This is a genomic window from Streptomyces hilarionis (genome assembly GCF_024539675.1).
Lineage (GTDB): Bacteria > Actinomycetota > Actinomycetes > Streptomycetales > Streptomycetaceae > Streptomyces > Streptomyces hilarionis.
Genome location: NZ_JAHHIT010000051.1, coordinates 13,146 through 28,965, shown reverse-complemented (window position 1 = coordinate 28,965; position 15,820 = coordinate 13,146). Strand labels below are relative to the sequence as shown.

Below are 15,820 nucleotides of genomic sequence, written 5' to 3'. Positions count from 1 at the left end.
TGTCCACAGATCTCACCTACCCCGGAGGGCCGTGTGCCGGTTCACGAACACCCCACCGGGGCAACGGACTTGGACGAGCTACGGCGGCGGGCCGTGGCCGCCGCCCCGCGGCGCGAGGCGGGACTCGTCGTGTGCGAGAACCTGGTGCGGATCTACCGGAGCGAGGGCGTCGAGGTGCAGGCCCTCCAGGGCCTCGACCTGACCGTGGCCGAGGGCGAGATGATCGCGGTGGTCGGCGCATCCGGTTCGGGCAAGTCGACCCTGCTGGGCATACTCTCCGGCCAGGACGTGCCCACCGCGGGCGGCGCCGAGGTCGCCGGGCACGACCTGCTGACGATGAAGCGCAGGGCGCGGCTCGACTACCGGCGGCGCACGGTGGGCTTCGTCTGGCAGCAGACCTCCCGCAACCTCCTGCCGTACCTCTCGGCGGCCGAGAACGTGATGCTTCCGATGACGTACGCCGGGATCAGGCGCTCCCGGCGCCGGGCCCGGGCGGAGGAACTGCTCGACCTGTTGTCCGTGGGCCACTGCCGGGACCGCACTCCCGACACGCTCTCGGGCGGCGAGCAGCAGCGGGTCGCCATCGCCGTCGCCAACGCCAACGAGCCGCGGGTCCTGTTCGCCGACGAACCCACGGGTGAACTCGACACCGCCACCAGCGACGAGGTGTTCGCCGCGCTGCGCCGGGCCAACGAGGAGCTGGGCGTGACCGTGGTCGTGGTCACCCATGACGCACTCGTGTCCGAGCAGGTGCAGCGCACCGTGCGGATCCGCGACGGGCGCACGTCGACCGAGGTGCTGCGCCGGGTCGCCACCGGTGAGGACGGCGTCGAGGTGCGCACCGCGCAGGAGTACGCGGTGCTGGACGGCAGCGGCCGGCTCCAGTTGCCGGGCGAGTTCACCGAGCGGCTGCACCTGCGCAAGCGGGTGCGGCTCGTGCTGGAGAGCGACCACGTGGGGGTGTGGCCCGACGAGGCCGCGCGACGGGCGCGGGCACAGGCGCAGGAGGCGTCGGACGCACAGGAGGCGCTGGACGCGCAGGACGTCGCGGCGGGCGGTGGCTCCGGTCGGTGAGCGCGCCGGGGCGGGCGGTCCGGCGGGCGTCACCGCCCGTGGCGTCACGCGAGGCGCAGTACGGCTCCGAGCCCGCGTCGACGGGCCACGAAGGCCTCGGTGACCGCGGCGGCGAGGATCAGCACGGTCACGCCGGCGATGAGGACGACGGTCAGTGAGTAGTCGGTGTGCAGTGCCGGTTGGGCCGGCCCGCCGGTGAACTGCCGCAGGTCCAACGTCTGCGCCAGGAGACGTGGTTCGAGCAGTCCGAGCAGGGTGCCGCCCACCGCCGAGGCGAGCGCCAGCGGCAGCAGTTGCAGGAAGTGCAGGATCCCGGCCTCCCCTGCGCCGAGTCCGAGGGTGCGCAGGAAGGAGGTCGTGCGGCTGCGCTCGTGCGAGGTGAGGGTCAGTTCCAGGACGAGCGCGAGCAGGCCCGCCAGGGCGGCGAGGATCGAGCCGGCCGTGTAGACCGTGCCGAGTCCCCGCGTCAGGCCGTCCTCGCGCAGAGCGCTCAGCGTCTCGGAGCGGACGCGGATGCGGGCCTGGGGCCCCAGCGCCCTGGCCGCCGCCGACCGCAGCGCGGCGGGTCGCGCGGCGGCGGGTGTGTCGCCCTCGAGGAGCAGGACGGTGCTCCCCGAGGGCTGTGGGGGCATCAGGCGTGCGGCTCCGGCGGTGGTGATCAGCAGGGGTGTCCCGGCGGGGATCTGAGCCGTGACCGGCCCCAGGAGCGGGTCGTGCAGTGCGGCGGTACCGAGGGTGCCGACCGGCGTGAAGGTCAGGTCCCTCGGGCGCTGTCCGTCGGGCACGACCGTGCCGGTGAAGCCTCCGGTGGGCTCGCTCGCCCGCAGGTCGGGCGAGAGGAGGGCGGGCAGGGGCGCGTTCTCGTCGGCTCGGGCGCCCGTGGTCAGCCGGGCCCGCAGGGTGGCGGCCAGCGGTGACTTCGGGGCGACGGCGGCCAGTTGCTCCGGGTCCACCGCGACCACGGCGACCGGTGAGATCACCGCGCCGTCCGCCCGGCCCGCCAGGCTCAGGGTGTACAGATGCTGGAGGGCGGTGCGTGTTCCGGCGGCGCGGGTGTCCGATGCGGGCGTGACGGTCCCGGCCACGGTCGCGCTCGCGTCGGCGCCGGTGGTCCAGGCCGCTCCCGTGGCCAGACCGTCGTCGACCGTACGGTGCACGAGGCCGCCGAACACGGCCGTCCCCAGGGTCAGGACCAGGACGAACAGGGCCAGCCCGGTCGCCGGGGCGTCGTGGGCGGCCCGGGCCGCCCCGATGAAGCCCACGGTGCCCCGGCTGCGCCGGGCCTGCCGCAGCACCAGGCGCAGCACGAACGGGTAGCACCGCAGCAGGGCGAGGACGACGGTCAGCGCCACCAGGACCGGCACGGCGCCGAGAATGCCGTCGGGGCCCTGCGAGCGCAGCGCGACCACGCCCGCCGCCGTCGCGATCAGCACGGTCAGTTCCAGGACCACGCGCCGGCCGACGGCGATGTTCGGGCGTGAGCGGCGCGGTCGGGCGGTTCTGCGCGGTTCGCGGACCGCGAGCCAGGTCATCAGCGGCACCGTCAGCGCCACCGTCGAGGCGACGAGGGCGGCCGTCGCCGGCTGTGGCGATCCGGACGTGCCGCCGGGTGCGAGGGCCTCTCCGGCCGCCCAGCCGAGCAGTGCGGCGACCGCGACGACCGGCCAGGCGACGGCGCAGCGCAGCAGCACCAGCCGCACGGTGGACGCGCCCCGCGCGCGCTGGAGTCGCAGATGCGCCTGCCTCCGGCGCAGCAGCAGCCGTACCGCGACGGTGACGGTGGCCAGGGCGACCGCGGCCAGCGCGTCGACGGCGAACGTCGCCAGGTCTCTGGCCTGTCGGTCCTGCGCGGTGAAGGCGGCGAGCAGCGGTGTCAGGGAGTCGACGACCAGGAGGGGGCCGGTGGCCTGGCCGCCGACGTGGCAGCCGAGCTCGCCGGTGACGGGGTCGGCTCCCTGGCACAGGGCCGCGCTCAGGTCCGCGCTGTAGTGGGACAGCGGGCCGGTCAGTGCGCGGGCCCGCTCGAGCGCCGGCCCGGACAGGTCGGCGCGCAGCTGCCAGGTCGTCCGGGGGCCGCCGACTCCGGCGCCGGCCAGCAGGTCGGCCGCGTCGAGGCCGACGAGTCCGCGCACGGCGAGCACCGTGCCGGCGGAGTGCTCGGCCGGGTAGCGTGACGGCTGGTCCAGTGTCTCGCGGCCCGACCAGAAGTCGTCACCGGCGGCCGTGGCGAGGTAGACGCCGCTCACGAGCAGCGTCGCGTGGGGCGGTGCGTCCTGCACGCCGAGGGTCCTGGCGAACTCGACGGTCAGCCGGCTGCCCGCCCGCACCCCGAGCGCCCGGGCGGAGGCCTGCGACAACCCGATCTGGGGCGCCGTGCCCAACGGCGTGCGGTCGGCCGGCGGGTGGCCGCTGACGTAGTGCAGGTGGGCGCGAGCGGACGGCAGGTAGGTGAGCCCCAGCCGGGTGCCGGTGTTCGCCGGACCCGGGGGCCGCGGGGAGATGAGGGACGCCTGGTCGTAGTCGTAGCTGCCGCCGATGACGCTCACGTGACGCGCGGCGGGACCGGTGAGCTGCTCGGTGAGGGTGGCGCCGGCGCGCAGCAGGCCGGCCGCGTCCAGCGCGGGCGGCACGGTGTCGAAGACCTCGGGTGTGGTGCTCAGGCTGATCAGGGGAGCTTGTGCCTGCGAGGCGTCGACGCGCTGCCGCAGTGCCCGGTCCTCCTGGCCGCCCGCGTAGGCGGGGGCCCACGCGCAGAGCGCCGAGAGGGCCAGGACGACGGCCGCCAGGCAGGCCAGCAGCGGCAGATCGCCGCGGGTCTCCCTGCGTATCAGACGCCGCGTCACCGCCGCGCCCGCGCCCGCGGTTCCCGTCACGGTACGTCCCTTCCGGCCGTGTCCGAGGCCGTCCTCGCTTCTCCGGTCGTGCCCGGGGCCGTCCCCGTGCGTCGTGTCGGGCCGCGGACTCATCGGTCCTCCCCCGCTCGCAGCACCCGCACCAGGTCCACCCGTGACAGCAGCCGGGCCAGCGCCGGCACGACCGCGCCGATGGCGACGGCGGTGGCCACCGCGACGAGCGCCACGGTCGCCCAGGGCATGACCAGGGGCAGCGGCGGATAGGGCGCCTGTCCGGTGTCGTCCACGGTGACGAGCGGCAGCACCGCCGACGCGAGGGCCATGCCCATCAGCGCCCCCGGGACCACCGCGAACAGGGCGAGGCCCAGTTGCTCGGCGCCCAGCAGCGCGGACAGGCTTCCGGCGCGGACGCCGATCGCCCGCAGCAGGGCGAACTCCTTGCGGCGCTGCCGGGTGGAGACCACGGCGTGCACGGTGAAGGCGATGACCGCGAAGCCGGGGGCCATGAAGCGGACGAGTTCCAGCACCCGGCGCAGTCCGCCGCGGAACGGGTCCGCCTGCAGTGCGGCTGCGGTACGCGCTGTGGTGGTGACGCGGCCCAGCGCGGGCCGCGCCTCGGCGGCGGCGGCCGTGCGCGCGCTGTCGGTGCTGCTCAGCCACCAGAACGCGGGATCCACCGGGTCGGCGCCGGCCCGCGTCATCGCGGCGGCGAGCTGACGCTGGTCGGCGATCAGATGCCCCTGTCCGCGCCCGAGTCCGGGCGGTGACTCGACGCGGCCCACCACCTCGGCCGTGATGCGGGCGCTTCCCAGATCCAGGGTGGTGGTGGCGCCCACGCTCAGGCGCGCGGCGCTCAGCGTCGTGGCGTCGGCGCGCACCGGCAGCGGCGCGGGCCGGCCGGCCGGGCCGGCGACGAGCCGTACCCGGCCGGCGGGCCGGGTGTCGTAGTCGCTGTCGGTCAGGCCGCCGCCGAGGGCGTCGTCGACGGCACGGGAGGGCCTGACACCGGTGCTGACGGTGGTCCGCAGCACGTCGGAGCCGGCGGGACCGACGGAGCACACCCCGGGGGTGCCGGGCTCGTAGCCGCCGGTGGGCTTTCCCGCGCATGCGCCCGAGGTGGAGTCGGCGGCGTGGTCCGTGCCGTCGGCCCAGGCCTGTCCACGGGGCAGCCGGGCCACCCAGGCGTCCACGGCGCCGCGCGCGCCCAACCGGAGGAGTTCCAGGTCCAGTCGGGCGGGGCGGGTGTCGGGCTGCGGGCTGAGGCCGACGGCGGTCACCGTCAGCGGGTATTGCCTGGGGTGGCCGCCGCTCAGCGCCACCGCGAGGGGGACGACGACGGTGTGCCGGGCTCCGTCGGCGGGGGGCAGGTGCGCGGTCGCCGTGCTCACGAGACCGGAGGCGTCCTGCACGGTCAGCTCGATGCCCGGCGCGGCCCGGTCGCCGTCGCTGCTCAGCCGCTCGTCCAGCAGGAGCGCGGTCGGACGCCCGGGCAGCCGTATGCCGTGGACGTCCGGCGACGGGGTGCGGGGCGCGGGTCCGCCGATCATGCCGACCAGGTCCTCGGTGGCGCCGCCGGGCAGGTTCACCGTCGACCGCGTCACCGGCGTCACGGCGGTCACCGCCGGCAGCGCGCGATAGGCGGCGCCCAGGACGGAGGAGGGGTAGGTGCCGGCCGCCGAAGGCGCGATCCGCAGGTCCGCGCCGACGGTGAACGCGGCCTCCTCGTGGGCCAGGGCGCCGAGGCAGGCCAGGGCGGTGGTCGCGAAGGCGCTCACCGACACGGCGAGGCACATCAGCACCACCGGTCCCGCGTTGCGCGCGGCCCGCCGGCCCAGCTGCCAGCCGGCCAGCGCGAGGACGAGGCCCCGGCTACGACGTCCGAACGCGTCCAGCGCAAGGGAGCCCAGCGGCAGCAGCCGTAACAGCACAAGCGCCGCGGCGCCCGCCACCAGGGTCGGCACCAGGACCAGCACCGGGTCCGCGGCCGCGCCGCCGGTCCCCGAGCCCGCCAGCAGCGAGTGGCGCCGCCGCAGTTCCAGATACCCCAGGACGGCGACGGCCGCCAGGGCCAGGTCGGCGCCCAGTCGCTGCGCGGCGGCGGCCCGCGCGCCCCGGGCCGGCCGCTGCCGTGTCGACGGCAGTACGGGCAGCAGCACCGCCGCGGCATGCACCAGCAGGGTCAGCCCCACCGCCGCCCACGCGCCCGTGCCCCGGGCGCCGGGGTGCAGCAGTCCGGCGAGGAAGGGCGCGGCGACAGCGGCCGGGACGCCGGTGAGCGCCCACTCCGCCGCGGCGCCCGCCAGGAGCCGCGCGGCGCCGGCGCCCCTGGCCCGCTGGAGAGCCAGTTCGTCGCGCCGGCGCACCGTCAGCTGACGTGCGGCCAGGACCAGGGTGGCCAGGGCGAGGGCCGCCAGCATCACGCTCGGCAGGTACAGCGAGGAGCGGGCCGCGACCGTGGGCACCGTCAGGTCGTCGATCGCTCGCGGCAGGCCGGAGACCACGGTCAGGTCGTCCAGCGACGGCTGCCGTCCGCCGAACACCGAGACGCGACTGCGGCTCCCGGAGAACGCGCGCAGCCGTTCGTGGAGCCCGGGGAGGCTGTCCGCGTCGATCCGGGGGAAGTCGGGCTGCACGCTCCAGCGGGCCGTCAGGTGTCCGTTCAGGACGGCGCTGCCGTTGAGGGCCTGCGCCGACACCACGAGCAGGCTCTGGTCGGCGGTTTCGCCGGGGGTCAGGTCACCGGCCATGGCAGGCCAGAACCCGACGGCGCCGCGTGCCCGGAAGACGCCGGTGATCCGTACGGTCATGGCGCGCCCGAAGGCGTCCTCCACCCGCACGGCGCTACCGGGCCCGACGCCCAGACGCCGGGCCAGCGCGTCGGGCACGGCCGCGTCGACCGGGGCGGTGGATCCGGTGGCGACCCTGACGGCGGGAAGGGAGGTGAACGCGGCGCTCGGCGCGTCGGCCGTACCGGCCGGCCATCGCCCGGCGACCAGCCGGCCGAACGTGCCGGCGCTCTGGACGGCGACGGGGTGCAGCCCACCGGCTCCGGGAGCGCGCGGCGGGTCGGCCCGGTCGCCGATCCCCGTCACCGAGACCGGCGAGACGCCCAGCAGGCCGACGTAGGTCCGCTGCGGCGCCCCGGCGAACACCCGCTCGGCGGCGGCCCGGACGTCCCGGTCGGCGGCGGCCATTCCGCCGGCCCGGAAGGACGCGGTGACGTTCACCTGCGCGTCGAGGTGGCCGGCCAGCCTCCGCACGGCGCCTGCCTGCACGGAACTCCCGGCCAGGGCCGCGAGCGCGGCCAGCGCGGTGGCGCACAGCAGCACGGTCAGCGAGACGGCGGCCAGCGCCGGCCCGTGCTGTGCGGCCCGCCTGACCGCGGCGGGCAGCCGCCGTCGAGGAGGGCGCGGGGCGCCCGGGCGTGGCCGAGGCGAAGAAGTCAAGGCCGTGGCGGCCACATGCAACCCCCGCAGAATCGAACATGTGACGGTGACGGCGTGTCACAGTCCTACCAGGCGGCACCAAGACCGCACAAGAATCGCCGGTGCGACGGAGGACACCGGCAAGGCCCTCCCACGATCCGGAGCGACTCGCGGCCTTCTGGTGTGCGGTCCTGGGCTTCGAGGTGATCGACCGGAGTGAGGGCAAGGTCGAGATCGGCTCGCGGGAGCCGACCGCCGAGGAGGTCCGGCCCTCCGGGCCCGCCAGATGCCGCCCGCCCTGCTCTTCGTCCAGGTGCCCGAAGGCAAGACCGTGAAGAACCGGCTCCACCTGGACGTCAGCCCGATCGACGGCAGCACCGACGACGAGGTGGCCGGACTGCTCGGCCTCGGCGCCGCCAGGGCCCCCGTGGGCTGGGAACCCGGTCAGAGCTGGGTGGTCATGACCGACCCCGAGGGCAACGAGTTCGACGTCCTGCGAACCCTGGCACCGTCCCGTGGGGCGGGCGCCCCCGAGAGCTGAGAGCCGCCCCGGCGGATCGGGGCGGGCACGGCCGGGGCGGGCACGGCCGGGGCGCCGGGGCAGTCGACCGCCTGGGTTCTTCCGGGGTCGGCAGGCTCTCCCCGGTCGCCGCGGAGAGCGACGGCACAGGCCACGGTGGCGGCCATCGCTTCGGAGTCCGCCGCAGGCGGTCCTGCCGGGCCTGGCGGCACGGTGTGGGTCCGGTTGCCCGGCCCGCGGTCGACGGCCGGCGGGCGGCCCGGCGAGGCCGCGGCGTCGGCGGCATCGCCGGGCAGGCCGATGACCGCGTGCGCGGACGACGCGACCTCGTCCGGGGCCCGGCCTCGCGCGGTTCGTCGGCGGCCTTGTCCACCTGGGCGAGGCCGTTGCCGTGCGGCATGGACACGTCCCGTGGGACGGTGATGCTCGGCCCCGTGAGGAAGCAGGGCATCGCGCCGCCGCCCACCCGGGACGCGTTCGCCGCCCGGGCCGCTCCTACTGCTGTGCGCCGCCGTCCAGTTGAGGCGACAGCACGCTGTCGCGGACGTCGACGTGGACCGATCCGTCCTCCACGGTCACGGGATACACCGGGACGGGCCGGGTCGCCGGCGGATCGAGGGGCTCTCCGCTGCGCAGGTCGAAGCGGGAACCGTGCAGCCAGCACTCGACCGCGCAGTCCTCCACCTCCCCCTCCGACAGCGAGACGGCGGCATGCGAGCACAGGTCGTGGATCGCGAACACCTCGCCACCCGTCAGCACCAACGACACGGGCACCCCCTGCGCCTCGAACCGCCGGGGAACCCCCTCCTGAAGCGCCTCGATCCGGCACAGGTACGTGTATCCGCTGGTGGACATCGGACTCCTCGGTTCGTTCATGGCACGGCCGGCCGTACGCTTCACGCGGGTCCACGGGCGGGCCGCACGGGCATGGGCGTCACGCGCGCGATCGTCGCTGGCCACCGACGCTAGCGATGCCGCCTGGAGGCGGACCCGACCGCGGCCTGAGCCGCACTCGTCCGAGGGATCCGGTCCTCCGGCCGCCGGCGCGGCCCCGCGGGCGGGGGGGGGCGGAGCGCCGTGTCCGAGCACGGCGCCGGAGTGCCGTGTCAGAGCACGGGGAGACGGTCCACCAGCAGCTCCACCCGCTGCGCGGCCAGTTCCGGAGGCAGGCGACCCGCACGGGTGAGGGTCGCGATCCCGTGCAGCGACGCCCAGACCACCTCGGTGAAGACCCCCGGGTGGACGCCGTCCCCGGCGACCTCGCCGAGGCATTCCAGCAGGGCGGCGAAGGCGTCCTTGAGCGGTTCGGGGGTGTCCTCCCGTGCGTAGGCGAGGCCGCCGTCGAGCTGGAACAGGGCGTCGTAGACCGCCGGATGGCGCTCGGCGAAGTCGAGGTAGGCGCGGGCGAGGGCGGTGACCCGGGCGCGGCGACCGTCCGCGGCGGAGGTCGCGGCGCGCAGCGCGACGGCCAGCTCGGCGGCGCCCTGGAGGGCGACGGCGCCGATGATCTCGCGCTTGCCGCGGAAGTGGCTGTAGAGCACGGGCTGGCTGTACTCGATGCGCTCGGCGAGCCGGCGCGTGGTGACCGCGTCCCAGCCCTGCTGCTCGGCGAGTTCGCGGGCCGTGGCCACGATGAGGCGCTCGCGGGCCGCCCGCTCGCGTTCCTTGCGTTCCTGTACCGACATGATTCGATCCTAGCACCGCTAGACAACTGAGCGGCAGCAGTACTAGCGTTACCTCGACAGCTAGCAACGCTAGATATCCGGAAGGACCGTCATGTTCAACGCACTTGAGGTGTTCACCGTCGTGGTCGTCGGTGTGATGGTGGGGGTCGAGTTCGCCGTCGCCTTCGTCATGAACCCGATCTTCGACGCCCTCCCCGGCGACGCCGGTCAGCTCGGCAAGGCCCACGGGGGCCGGATGCTCGGCGCCGTCATGCCGGTCTGGTACATCGGCTCGCTCGCCCTCGTGGCGGTCTGGGCCGCCGCCGGACGGCACCACGACGGCGCCGGCCTGGTCGTGGCCTCCGCCGCACTGCTGCTCCTCAGCGTGATCATGTCGGTCCTGCTGCTCGTCCCGATCAACAACCGGAACAAGACCTGGACGCCCGAGAACCGGCCCGCGGACTGGAAGGAGCAGCTGAACCGGTGGGAGCGCTGGCACTACGTCCGCGTCGCCGTCATCGTCGGCGCCTTCGCCCTGCTGGTCGCCGCCCTCACGTGACCCCTCCCGCGGTCGGCCGCGCCCGCACGGCCGACCGGACCCGGCACGGCTCAGCAGGCTCCCCGCAGCGCACGACGTCGACGAAGACCCGCAAGGAGACGAACCATGCCCCTCAAGACGCTCAACACCGTTCTGGCCACCGGCTTCATCCTCTTCATCCTCTGGTTCGGGACGGAGTTCGTCCTGAGCCCGCAGACGACGGCGCCCGGCTTCGGCCTGCCGAGATGGCCGTCCGGCGACGGCGACGGCTTCCTCGTCGTCAAGGGAATCCGCGACGTCGTCCTGGCGCTGGTCCTGGGCGTCCTGCTGGTGACGGGCCACCGCCGGGCGCTGGGCCTGGCACTGCTGGTGGAGGCCCTCGCCGCGTACGGCGACATGGCCACGGTGCTGGGCCACCACGGCTCCGTGGCCACCGCGTTCGGCGTCCACGGCCTGACCGCGTCGCTGATGACGGTCAACGGTCTGCTGCTCCTGCGCGAGACCCGCAAGGCCACGGCCACGGGGCCAGCGCACGCCCCGCAGCCCGCCTGACGCCAACGCGGCCGTGCCGTCACGCGCCTGCCGACGCCCGCCGGGACGGGCACCGCGAGCCTCCTCAGGCCGGGTGCGTCCCTCCGGCGGGCGACGGACGTGACCGCTGCCAGACAGGAGCGCGGTCCTTGTCGACCAGGGCCGCTCGCACGCCTTCCAGGAAGTCCGGCGTGCGGATAGTCGTGCGGGTGAGGGCGAGTTCGGCGTCGAGGCATTCGCGCAACGTGCGCTGCCTGCCCCGGGCCAGCAGGTCGTGCGTGATCTCCAGGCTCTGCGGCGAAGCCGCCTCCAGGGCGGCCAGGGCGGCGGTCGCCCAGGGGGTGCCGAGGCCGCGCAGGCGTTTCTCGATCTCGCCGAGGGTCGCCGCGCCGAACGCCCGGTCCAGGTCCCCGCGCACGGCGGCCAGCCCGCTCTCCGCCACCGGGGAACGGCCGGCGAGGCGGTTCAGGACCACGTCGACCGGTTCACCCGGTGCGTCGGCCAGGGCGTCCGCGACCGCCTCGACTCCGTCGGCGGGCACGAAGTGCGTGGCCAGGCCCGTGTACAGGGCGTCGGCCGCGTCGAGCCGGCTCCCGGTGAGGCCCAGGTACATGCCGATCGCGCCGGGCAGCCTCGGCAGGAAGTGGCTGGCCCCGACGTCCGGGAAGAACCCGATCCCCGTCTCGGGCATCGCCAGCACAGCGCGCTCGGTGACGACCCGGAAGGCGCCGTGGACGGAGAGTCCGAGACCGCCGCCCATGCACAGGCCGTCGACGAGCGACACGAACGGCACGCGGTACCCGGCGATGCGGGCGTTGAGCCGGTACTCGGAGGCGAAGAACCGCTCGCTGGCCCCGGCATCCCCGGCGAGGCTGTGCTCGCGGATCGTGCGGATGTCTCCGCCGGCGCAGAACGCCTTCGCGCCGGTGCTCGCGAGCACCACGGCGGTCAGCGGGGTGTGCTCCCACTCGGCGAGCACACGGTCGAGGGCGACGACCATGTCCGTCGTCAGGGCGTTGAGCGCCCTGGGCCGGTTCAGGAGGATCCGGCCGACGCCCCGGCGGACGTCGGCGAGGATCTCGTCCGCAGCGGTATCGGTCATCGGCCGTCGTCTCCTTCTCCGTGGACCCGGTGGTCCGGGCCGTGGCGCCCCGGGGCGGGCGCCTCAAGATCATGGCACGGGGCCCGCGCTCACGAGCACGGAGCCCGGAGGACCGAAGCTCCCGCCGGAAACACGGCCCGAACCCTGCGCGGCCCGCACGCGTAGGCAGCCCGCGGCGCGGGCACCGCCCCTTCTGACGGCCGGCCGAACGGGAGACGAGACGACATGACGCAGGCGGACGATCACGGCACGACCGGGGGGACCCCCGAGCTGATCCGCATCGAGGACCCCTGGCCTCCCGACGAACCCCGGCTCGCCGTGCAGCTGCGCGTCTGGCGCCTGGCCCCCGGCCGGCTCGCCGTCGTGTTCGCCGACGACATCATGGCCGACGACCGGCTGACACCCCTGATCCGCAGGATCGCGGCCGACTACCCCGAGGACTCGATCGCCTTCTCCTACGAGGAGGTCACCACTGCGGCCTCCCAGGGCCACTACGCGACGCTGGCCCTCACCGACGACGGCCGACTCCGCGTGACGGTGCTCGACGGGACCGCGTCGTGGGACCTGCACCGCGCCCTCGGCCCCACGCTGAGGGACACCGGCCGCCCGGACGACGACGGCCTGTTGTGGGGCGGCCCGTAGGACGGCCCGCGAGAACGCCCCGGACGGCGCTCACCGCCTCCCCGGCGGCAGGCCGGCGAACACCTACAGTAGGTGCCTGCGACCGGAGCGTAGCTTCCTGCGCAGCCGTGCCCGTCCGTGGACCGGCACTCCCCCGCACACCGCGCGGGCGAACGGGACCGTTCCCGGCGCAGCGGCGGGAGCCGTCCCGCCCTCGTCCCTTCGCCGGAGTCACCTTGGCCGCTCCCCCGGGCTCGCCCCGACCGCGTCGCCCCCGCCGCTTCGGGGCGTCGATCCTGCCGGCCCTGCTGGCCATCGCGGCCCTGATCCTGACGGCGGTGTCCGTGGGGTCGTGGTTGCAGTACACCGAGCGGGAGGCGAACGACACGGTCCACGCGGTCGGATCGCAGGCGGCCGACAGGGTGGACGTGGAGGCCGTCGTGCAGGGCGTCGACGCGGCGGCCAGGGAACTCGACCTGCGGGTCCGGGTCACTCCGCGCGGGGCGTTCGGCGAGGAGGCGGGAACCGCCCCGGTGGCCGACCTCGGCCTTCAGACGTCCACGGCGACCCTCGACGACCTGACGTTCCCGGCGCACGAGCGACTCGCGCCGAAGAACGTGCAGGTCGCGCTCACGGGCGGTTCGATCAGCGACTACCCCTTCGACTCCTACGAGACCGACATCGAGTTCTGGGCGGTGCTGGGCGGCGAACAGGTGCCGGTGCGGATGCACTTCTCCAACAACGCCACGCTCTTCGCCGCCTCCACGACGTCTTCCGGGTCGGGCCCCGAGGCCGTCGTGGCGCTGCGGCTGTCCCGGTCGGCGAGCCTTCTCGTCTTCGCCGTCTTCATGATGGCGGTGATGTGGGCGTTGGCGGCGTCCGTGCTGCTCGGCGCCTGGTATCTGACCAGCCGTGGCGAGGGCCTGGTCTGGCCCGCCCTCGCCTGGATGGCCGCCACGCTGTTCGCCCTCGCGGCGTTCCGCAACACCGCGCCCGGCACGCCTCCGATCGGCTGTGTGCTGGACTGGTTCGCCTTCCTGTGGGCCGAGACGGTCATCGCCCTGTGCCTGATCACCGTGGTCACCACCGGCGTGCGCTCCGCACTGCGCGCCGCCCTGCGCACGGACGGCCCTTCCGCCGTCCAGCACCCCGGCCGTGGATCGTGATCGTCCTGCGCGAGCGGCTTCACGCCTGTCCGCCTCCCGACGGCAGGCGGGGTCTACGCTGTGACCCGGGGCCACCCCATGATCGTTTGCCCGCGCACGCCGATGATCAACGGTGGCCGCACCCGTCTCCCCACCACGTCAGGTCGCGGAGCGTCCGGCTGCTGTCCCGCGCATCGGAGGGCTTGTGCAACGTGGCGAAGTCTGGTGGGTCCGGTTCGACGAGCGGAGGTTGGTCGTCCTGCTGTCAGGAGACGCCACGACCGGGTTCCAGGTGATGCAGGTCGTCGCTCCGTCGGGCGTCGACATCAGCGGTCTGGGCATCGAAGTGACGGTCGGCGCCCGTGACGGGCTGCCGCTCGAAGGCGTGCTGCGGCTCGCGTTCCCACGTCCGGGGTTCACCCCGTGCACGTGGCTGACCGTCGTGTCCCGGGACGACCTGGTGGAGCGGGCGGCCGTGCTGTCCTCCAGGAAGCTCAGCGAGATCGACGCTGCCCTCCGGCTCGCCGAACGAGCACCGGAGCCGACCCCGGCGACGACCGCGAGGCTCCACGAGATGAGGGACGCCTTCCGACGCGGCGAACTCGGCTAGACGGGGAGGAGCCGACGCCCGCGACGGCGTGGGCGGCCTCCGGCGAGACGATCCACCCACAGCCCCGCCGGCCGGACGGGACGGCTCTTGACCCTCACACCGTGTCAGGCGGTCGACTCGGAGACATCATGTTCACCATCGGAGACTTCGCCCGGCACGGCCGCGTCTCGGTCCGGATGCTGCGTCACTACGACGCGACCGGACTGCTGCACCCGGCCCACGTCGACCCCGCCACCGGCTACCGCCACTACACCGCGGCCCAACTGGCCCGCCTCAACCGCATCATCGCGCTCAAGGACCTCGGCTTCACCCTCCAGCAGGTCCACGCCATCGTGGACGACAAGGTCGGCCCCGAGGAGCTGCGCGGGATGCTGCGGCTGCGGCGGGCCGAACTGGAGAGCGCGATCGCGGCGGCGGGCGCACGGCTGACCCAGGTCGAGGCGAGGCTCCGAGCGATCGAGAGCGAGGGGCACATGCCCACCAACGACGTCGTCCTCAAGAGTCTCCCCTCCGTCCGGGTGGCGGAGCTGACCGCGACCGCCGCGAGTTACCAGCCCGAGGACATCGGCCCGGTCATCGGGCCGCTCTACGACGAGTTGTTCCGGCGCCTGGACGCGGCCGGCATCACCCCCACGGGTCCCGGCGTCGCGTACTACGAGGACGCCCCCGAGGGCGCGGGCAGGATCAGCGTCCACGCCGCCGTCCAGGTCTCCGCCCCGCTCCAGGACGGCGCCGTGCGCATCCTCGACCTGCCGGCCGTCGACCGGGCGGCCACCATCGTGCACCACGGCTCGATGGACACCGTGCTCCCCACCGCCCAGGCCCTGGCCCACTGGATCGACGCCAACGGCTGCCGGTCGACGGGATATCCGCGGGAGGTCAACCTGGAGTGCCCGGACGATCGCGACGACTGGGTGACGGAGCTGCAGGCGCCCGTGATCCCGGCCTGACCGACCGGGGTTCCGACCGCGGCTCCGGCCCGGCCGGTGCACGCCTTCGGGCGCCGGCCCGGCCGGTCCGCTCACGACCTCACCGCAGCCGCTCGCCGGCCGTGAAAGGGCCGGCGGCGGGGGCCACGCACCTGTCGACGACGGTGTCCTCGCCGGCGGCCGAGCCTTCCAGGCAGAGCCGTCCGCCCCTGTCCCGCAGGTCGAGGAAGAACCGCGTGGTGGCGCCGGACTGCTCGAGGTCGTGGATGCGCGCGTCGACATAGCCGAGGTCGTGGAGAATCCTTCTGACCTTGGTCGGGGTGGGATCGGCCAGATTCCACAGCGCCTGGGTGAGGCGCTCTTCGTGGAGGGCGCCGGCGCACCAGTCGCGGGCGTTCAACTCGACCTCCGGACCTGCCGTGGGGGCGACGGGTTCGACGTCCGGCGTCACGGCCGAGCCGGGCGGCAGGGTGTGCGCCGGACCGGACGGGGGCGCCTCGGGCGGGGCGCTGGGGGGACACGACCGCGCGACCTCGTCCAGCATCGCCGTGAAGGCCGGGTCGGTCCGCGCCCCGGCGGCCCCTGCGACGGCTGCGGGCCTGCTCGGCGACCCGTCGGTGTGCGTCTTCTCGGCGCCGCAGGCCGCGAGGCCCAGCGCGGCGACAGCCGTGGTCACGAGCGTGAGTGAGCGGCGGGGGAGGCCCGCAACCGAGGTGCCCTGGGGCGAGGTTCGCGTCATGCGCCAAGTCTTGGACCGAGCCGCCCGCCGCGCGTGAGTACGCGTACTCACTGTCTCCTTATACACATCT

13 protein-coding genes and 1 pseudogene are annotated in these 15,820 nt (G+C 74.8%); 8 read left to right on the top strand and 6 right to left on the bottom strand.

The window, feature by feature from the left end:
* The first annotated feature begins 69 nt into the window (after nucleotides 1–69).
* Nucleotides 70–1,074 carry an ABC transporter ATP-binding protein gene (locus KMS84_RS12765; protein WP_256916291.1) on the top strand — a complete coding sequence of 335 codons (1,005 nt, stop codon included), beginning with the start codon at nucleotides 70–72 and terminating at the stop codon, nucleotides 1,072–1,074.
* Nucleotides 1,075–1,118: 44 nt separating this feature from the next.
* On the opposite strand, the gene KMS84_RS12760 is transcribed toward KMS84_RS12765, so the two are convergent.
* The gene (locus KMS84_RS12760; protein ID WP_256916290.1) at nucleotides 1,119–3,947 is read right to left on the bottom strand and encodes a hypothetical protein; all 2,829 of its coding nucleotides are present in this window, start codon (nucleotides 3,945–3,947) and stop codon (nucleotides 1,119–1,121) included.
* Between the two features lie 89 nt (nucleotides 3,948–4,036).
* The gene (locus KMS84_RS12755) at nucleotides 4,037–7,372 is read right to left on the bottom strand and encodes an FtsX-like permease family protein (RefSeq protein ID WP_256916289.1); all 3,336 of its coding nucleotides are present in this window, start codon (nucleotides 7,370–7,372) and stop codon (nucleotides 4,037–4,039) included.
* Between the two features lie 101 nt (nucleotides 7,373–7,473).
* Here KMS84_RS12755 and KMS84_RS12750 point away from each other — a divergent pair.
* Nucleotides 7,474–7,892 (top strand): annotated as a pseudogene (locus KMS84_RS12750) (VOC family protein).
* Nucleotides 7,893–8,366: 474 nt separating this feature from the next.
* Here KMS84_RS12750 and KMS84_RS12745 read toward each other — a convergent pair.
* Nucleotides 8,367–8,726 carry a non-heme iron oxygenase ferredoxin subunit gene (locus KMS84_RS12745; protein WP_256916288.1) on the bottom strand — a complete coding sequence of 120 codons (360 nt, stop codon included), beginning with the start codon at nucleotides 8,724–8,726 and terminating at the stop codon, nucleotides 8,367–8,369.
* A gap of 251 nt (nucleotides 8,727–8,977) precedes the next feature.
* A complete protein-coding gene (locus tag KMS84_RS12740) occupies nucleotides 8,978–9,556 on the bottom strand; it encodes a TetR/AcrR family transcriptional regulator (RefSeq protein WP_256916287.1) in 579 nt (192 codons plus the stop codon).
* Nucleotides 9,557–9,647: 91 nt separating this feature from the next.
* Between KMS84_RS12740 and KMS84_RS12735 the strand changes: the two genes are divergently transcribed.
* The gene (locus KMS84_RS12735) at nucleotides 9,648–10,094 is read left to right on the top strand and encodes an anthrone oxygenase family protein (protein ID WP_256916286.1); all 447 of its coding nucleotides are present in this window, start codon (nucleotides 9,648–9,650) and stop codon (nucleotides 10,092–10,094) included.
* A gap of 105 nt (nucleotides 10,095–10,199) precedes the next feature.
* Nucleotides 10,200–10,625, top strand: a complete 426-nt coding sequence (locus tag KMS84_RS12730; protein WP_256916285.1) for a DUF4267 domain-containing protein — start codon at nucleotides 10,200–10,202, stop codon at nucleotides 10,623–10,625.
* 64 nt (nucleotides 10,626–10,689) lie between these two features.
* On the opposite strand, the gene KMS84_RS12725 is transcribed toward KMS84_RS12730, so the two are convergent.
* Nucleotides 10,690–11,706, bottom strand: a complete 1,017-nt coding sequence (locus KMS84_RS12725) for an enoyl-CoA hydratase/isomerase family protein (RefSeq protein WP_256916284.1) — start codon at nucleotides 11,704–11,706, stop codon at nucleotides 10,690–10,692.
* A gap of 225 nt (nucleotides 11,707–11,931) precedes the next feature.
* On the opposite strand from KMS84_RS12725, the gene KMS84_RS12720 reads away from it, so the two are divergent.
* The 4 genes from KMS84_RS12720 (at nucleotide 11,932) to KMS84_RS12705 (ending at nucleotide 15,032) form a co-directional block, all read left to right on the top strand.
* Nucleotides 11,932–12,348 carry a hypothetical protein gene (locus KMS84_RS12720; RefSeq protein WP_256916283.1) on the top strand — a complete coding sequence of 139 codons (417 nt, stop codon included), beginning with the start codon at nucleotides 11,932–11,934 and terminating at the stop codon, nucleotides 12,346–12,348.
* A gap of 215 nt (nucleotides 12,349–12,563) precedes the next feature.
* Nucleotides 12,564–13,493, top strand: coding sequence for a DUF4436 family protein (locus KMS84_RS12715; RefSeq protein ID WP_438818924.1), 930 nt, complete (start codon nucleotides 12,564–12,566; stop codon nucleotides 13,491–13,493).
* Nucleotides 13,494–13,677: 184 nt separating this feature from the next.
* Nucleotides 13,678–14,082, top strand: coding sequence for a type II toxin-antitoxin system PemK/MazF family toxin (locus KMS84_RS12710; RefSeq protein WP_256916282.1), 405 nt, complete (start codon nucleotides 13,678–13,680; stop codon nucleotides 14,080–14,082).
* 128 nt (nucleotides 14,083–14,210) lie between these two features.
* Entirely contained in the window at nucleotides 14,211–15,032 is an 822-nt protein-coding gene (locus KMS84_RS12705) for a MerR family transcriptional regulator (protein ID WP_256916281.1), read from the top strand.
* Nucleotides 15,033–15,111: 79 nt separating this feature from the next.
* Here KMS84_RS12705 and KMS84_RS12700 read toward each other — a convergent pair whose 3' ends face one another.
* The gene (locus KMS84_RS12700; protein WP_256916280.1) at nucleotides 15,112–15,750 is read right to left on the bottom strand and encodes a hypothetical protein; all 639 of its coding nucleotides are present in this window, start codon (nucleotides 15,748–15,750) and stop codon (nucleotides 15,112–15,114) included.
* Nucleotides 15,751–15,820 lie beyond the last annotated feature (70 nt).

Coding starts and splice junctions, on each gene's coding strand:
- KMS84_RS12745 (WP_256916288.1), bottom strand. CDS start 8,726: ATGTCCACCAGCGGATACACGTACCTGTGCCGGATCGAGGCGCTTCAG.
- KMS84_RS12740 (WP_256916287.1), bottom strand. CDS start 9,556: ATGTCGGTACAGGAACGCAAGGAACGCGAGCGGGCGGCCCGCGAGCGC.
- KMS84_RS12735 (WP_256916286.1), top strand. CDS start 9,648: ATGTTCAACGCACTTGAGGTGTTCACCGTCGTGGTCGTCGGTGTGATG.
- KMS84_RS12730 (WP_256916285.1), top strand. CDS start 10,200: ATGCCCCTCAAGACGCTCAACACCGTTCTGGCCACCGGCTTCATCCTC.
- KMS84_RS12725 (WP_256916284.1), bottom strand. CDS start 11,706: ATGACCGATACCGCTGCGGACGAGATCCTCGCCGACGTCCGCCGGGGC.
- KMS84_RS12720 (WP_256916283.1), top strand. CDS start 11,932: ATGACGCAGGCGGACGATCACGGCACGACCGGGGGGACCCCCGAGCTG.
- KMS84_RS12705 (WP_256916281.1), top strand. CDS start 14,211: ATGTTCACCATCGGAGACTTCGCCCGGCACGGCCGCGTCTCGGTCCGG.
- KMS84_RS12700 (WP_256916280.1), bottom strand. CDS start 15,750: ATGACGCGAACCTCGCCCCAGGGCACCTCGGTTGCGGGCCTCCCCCGC.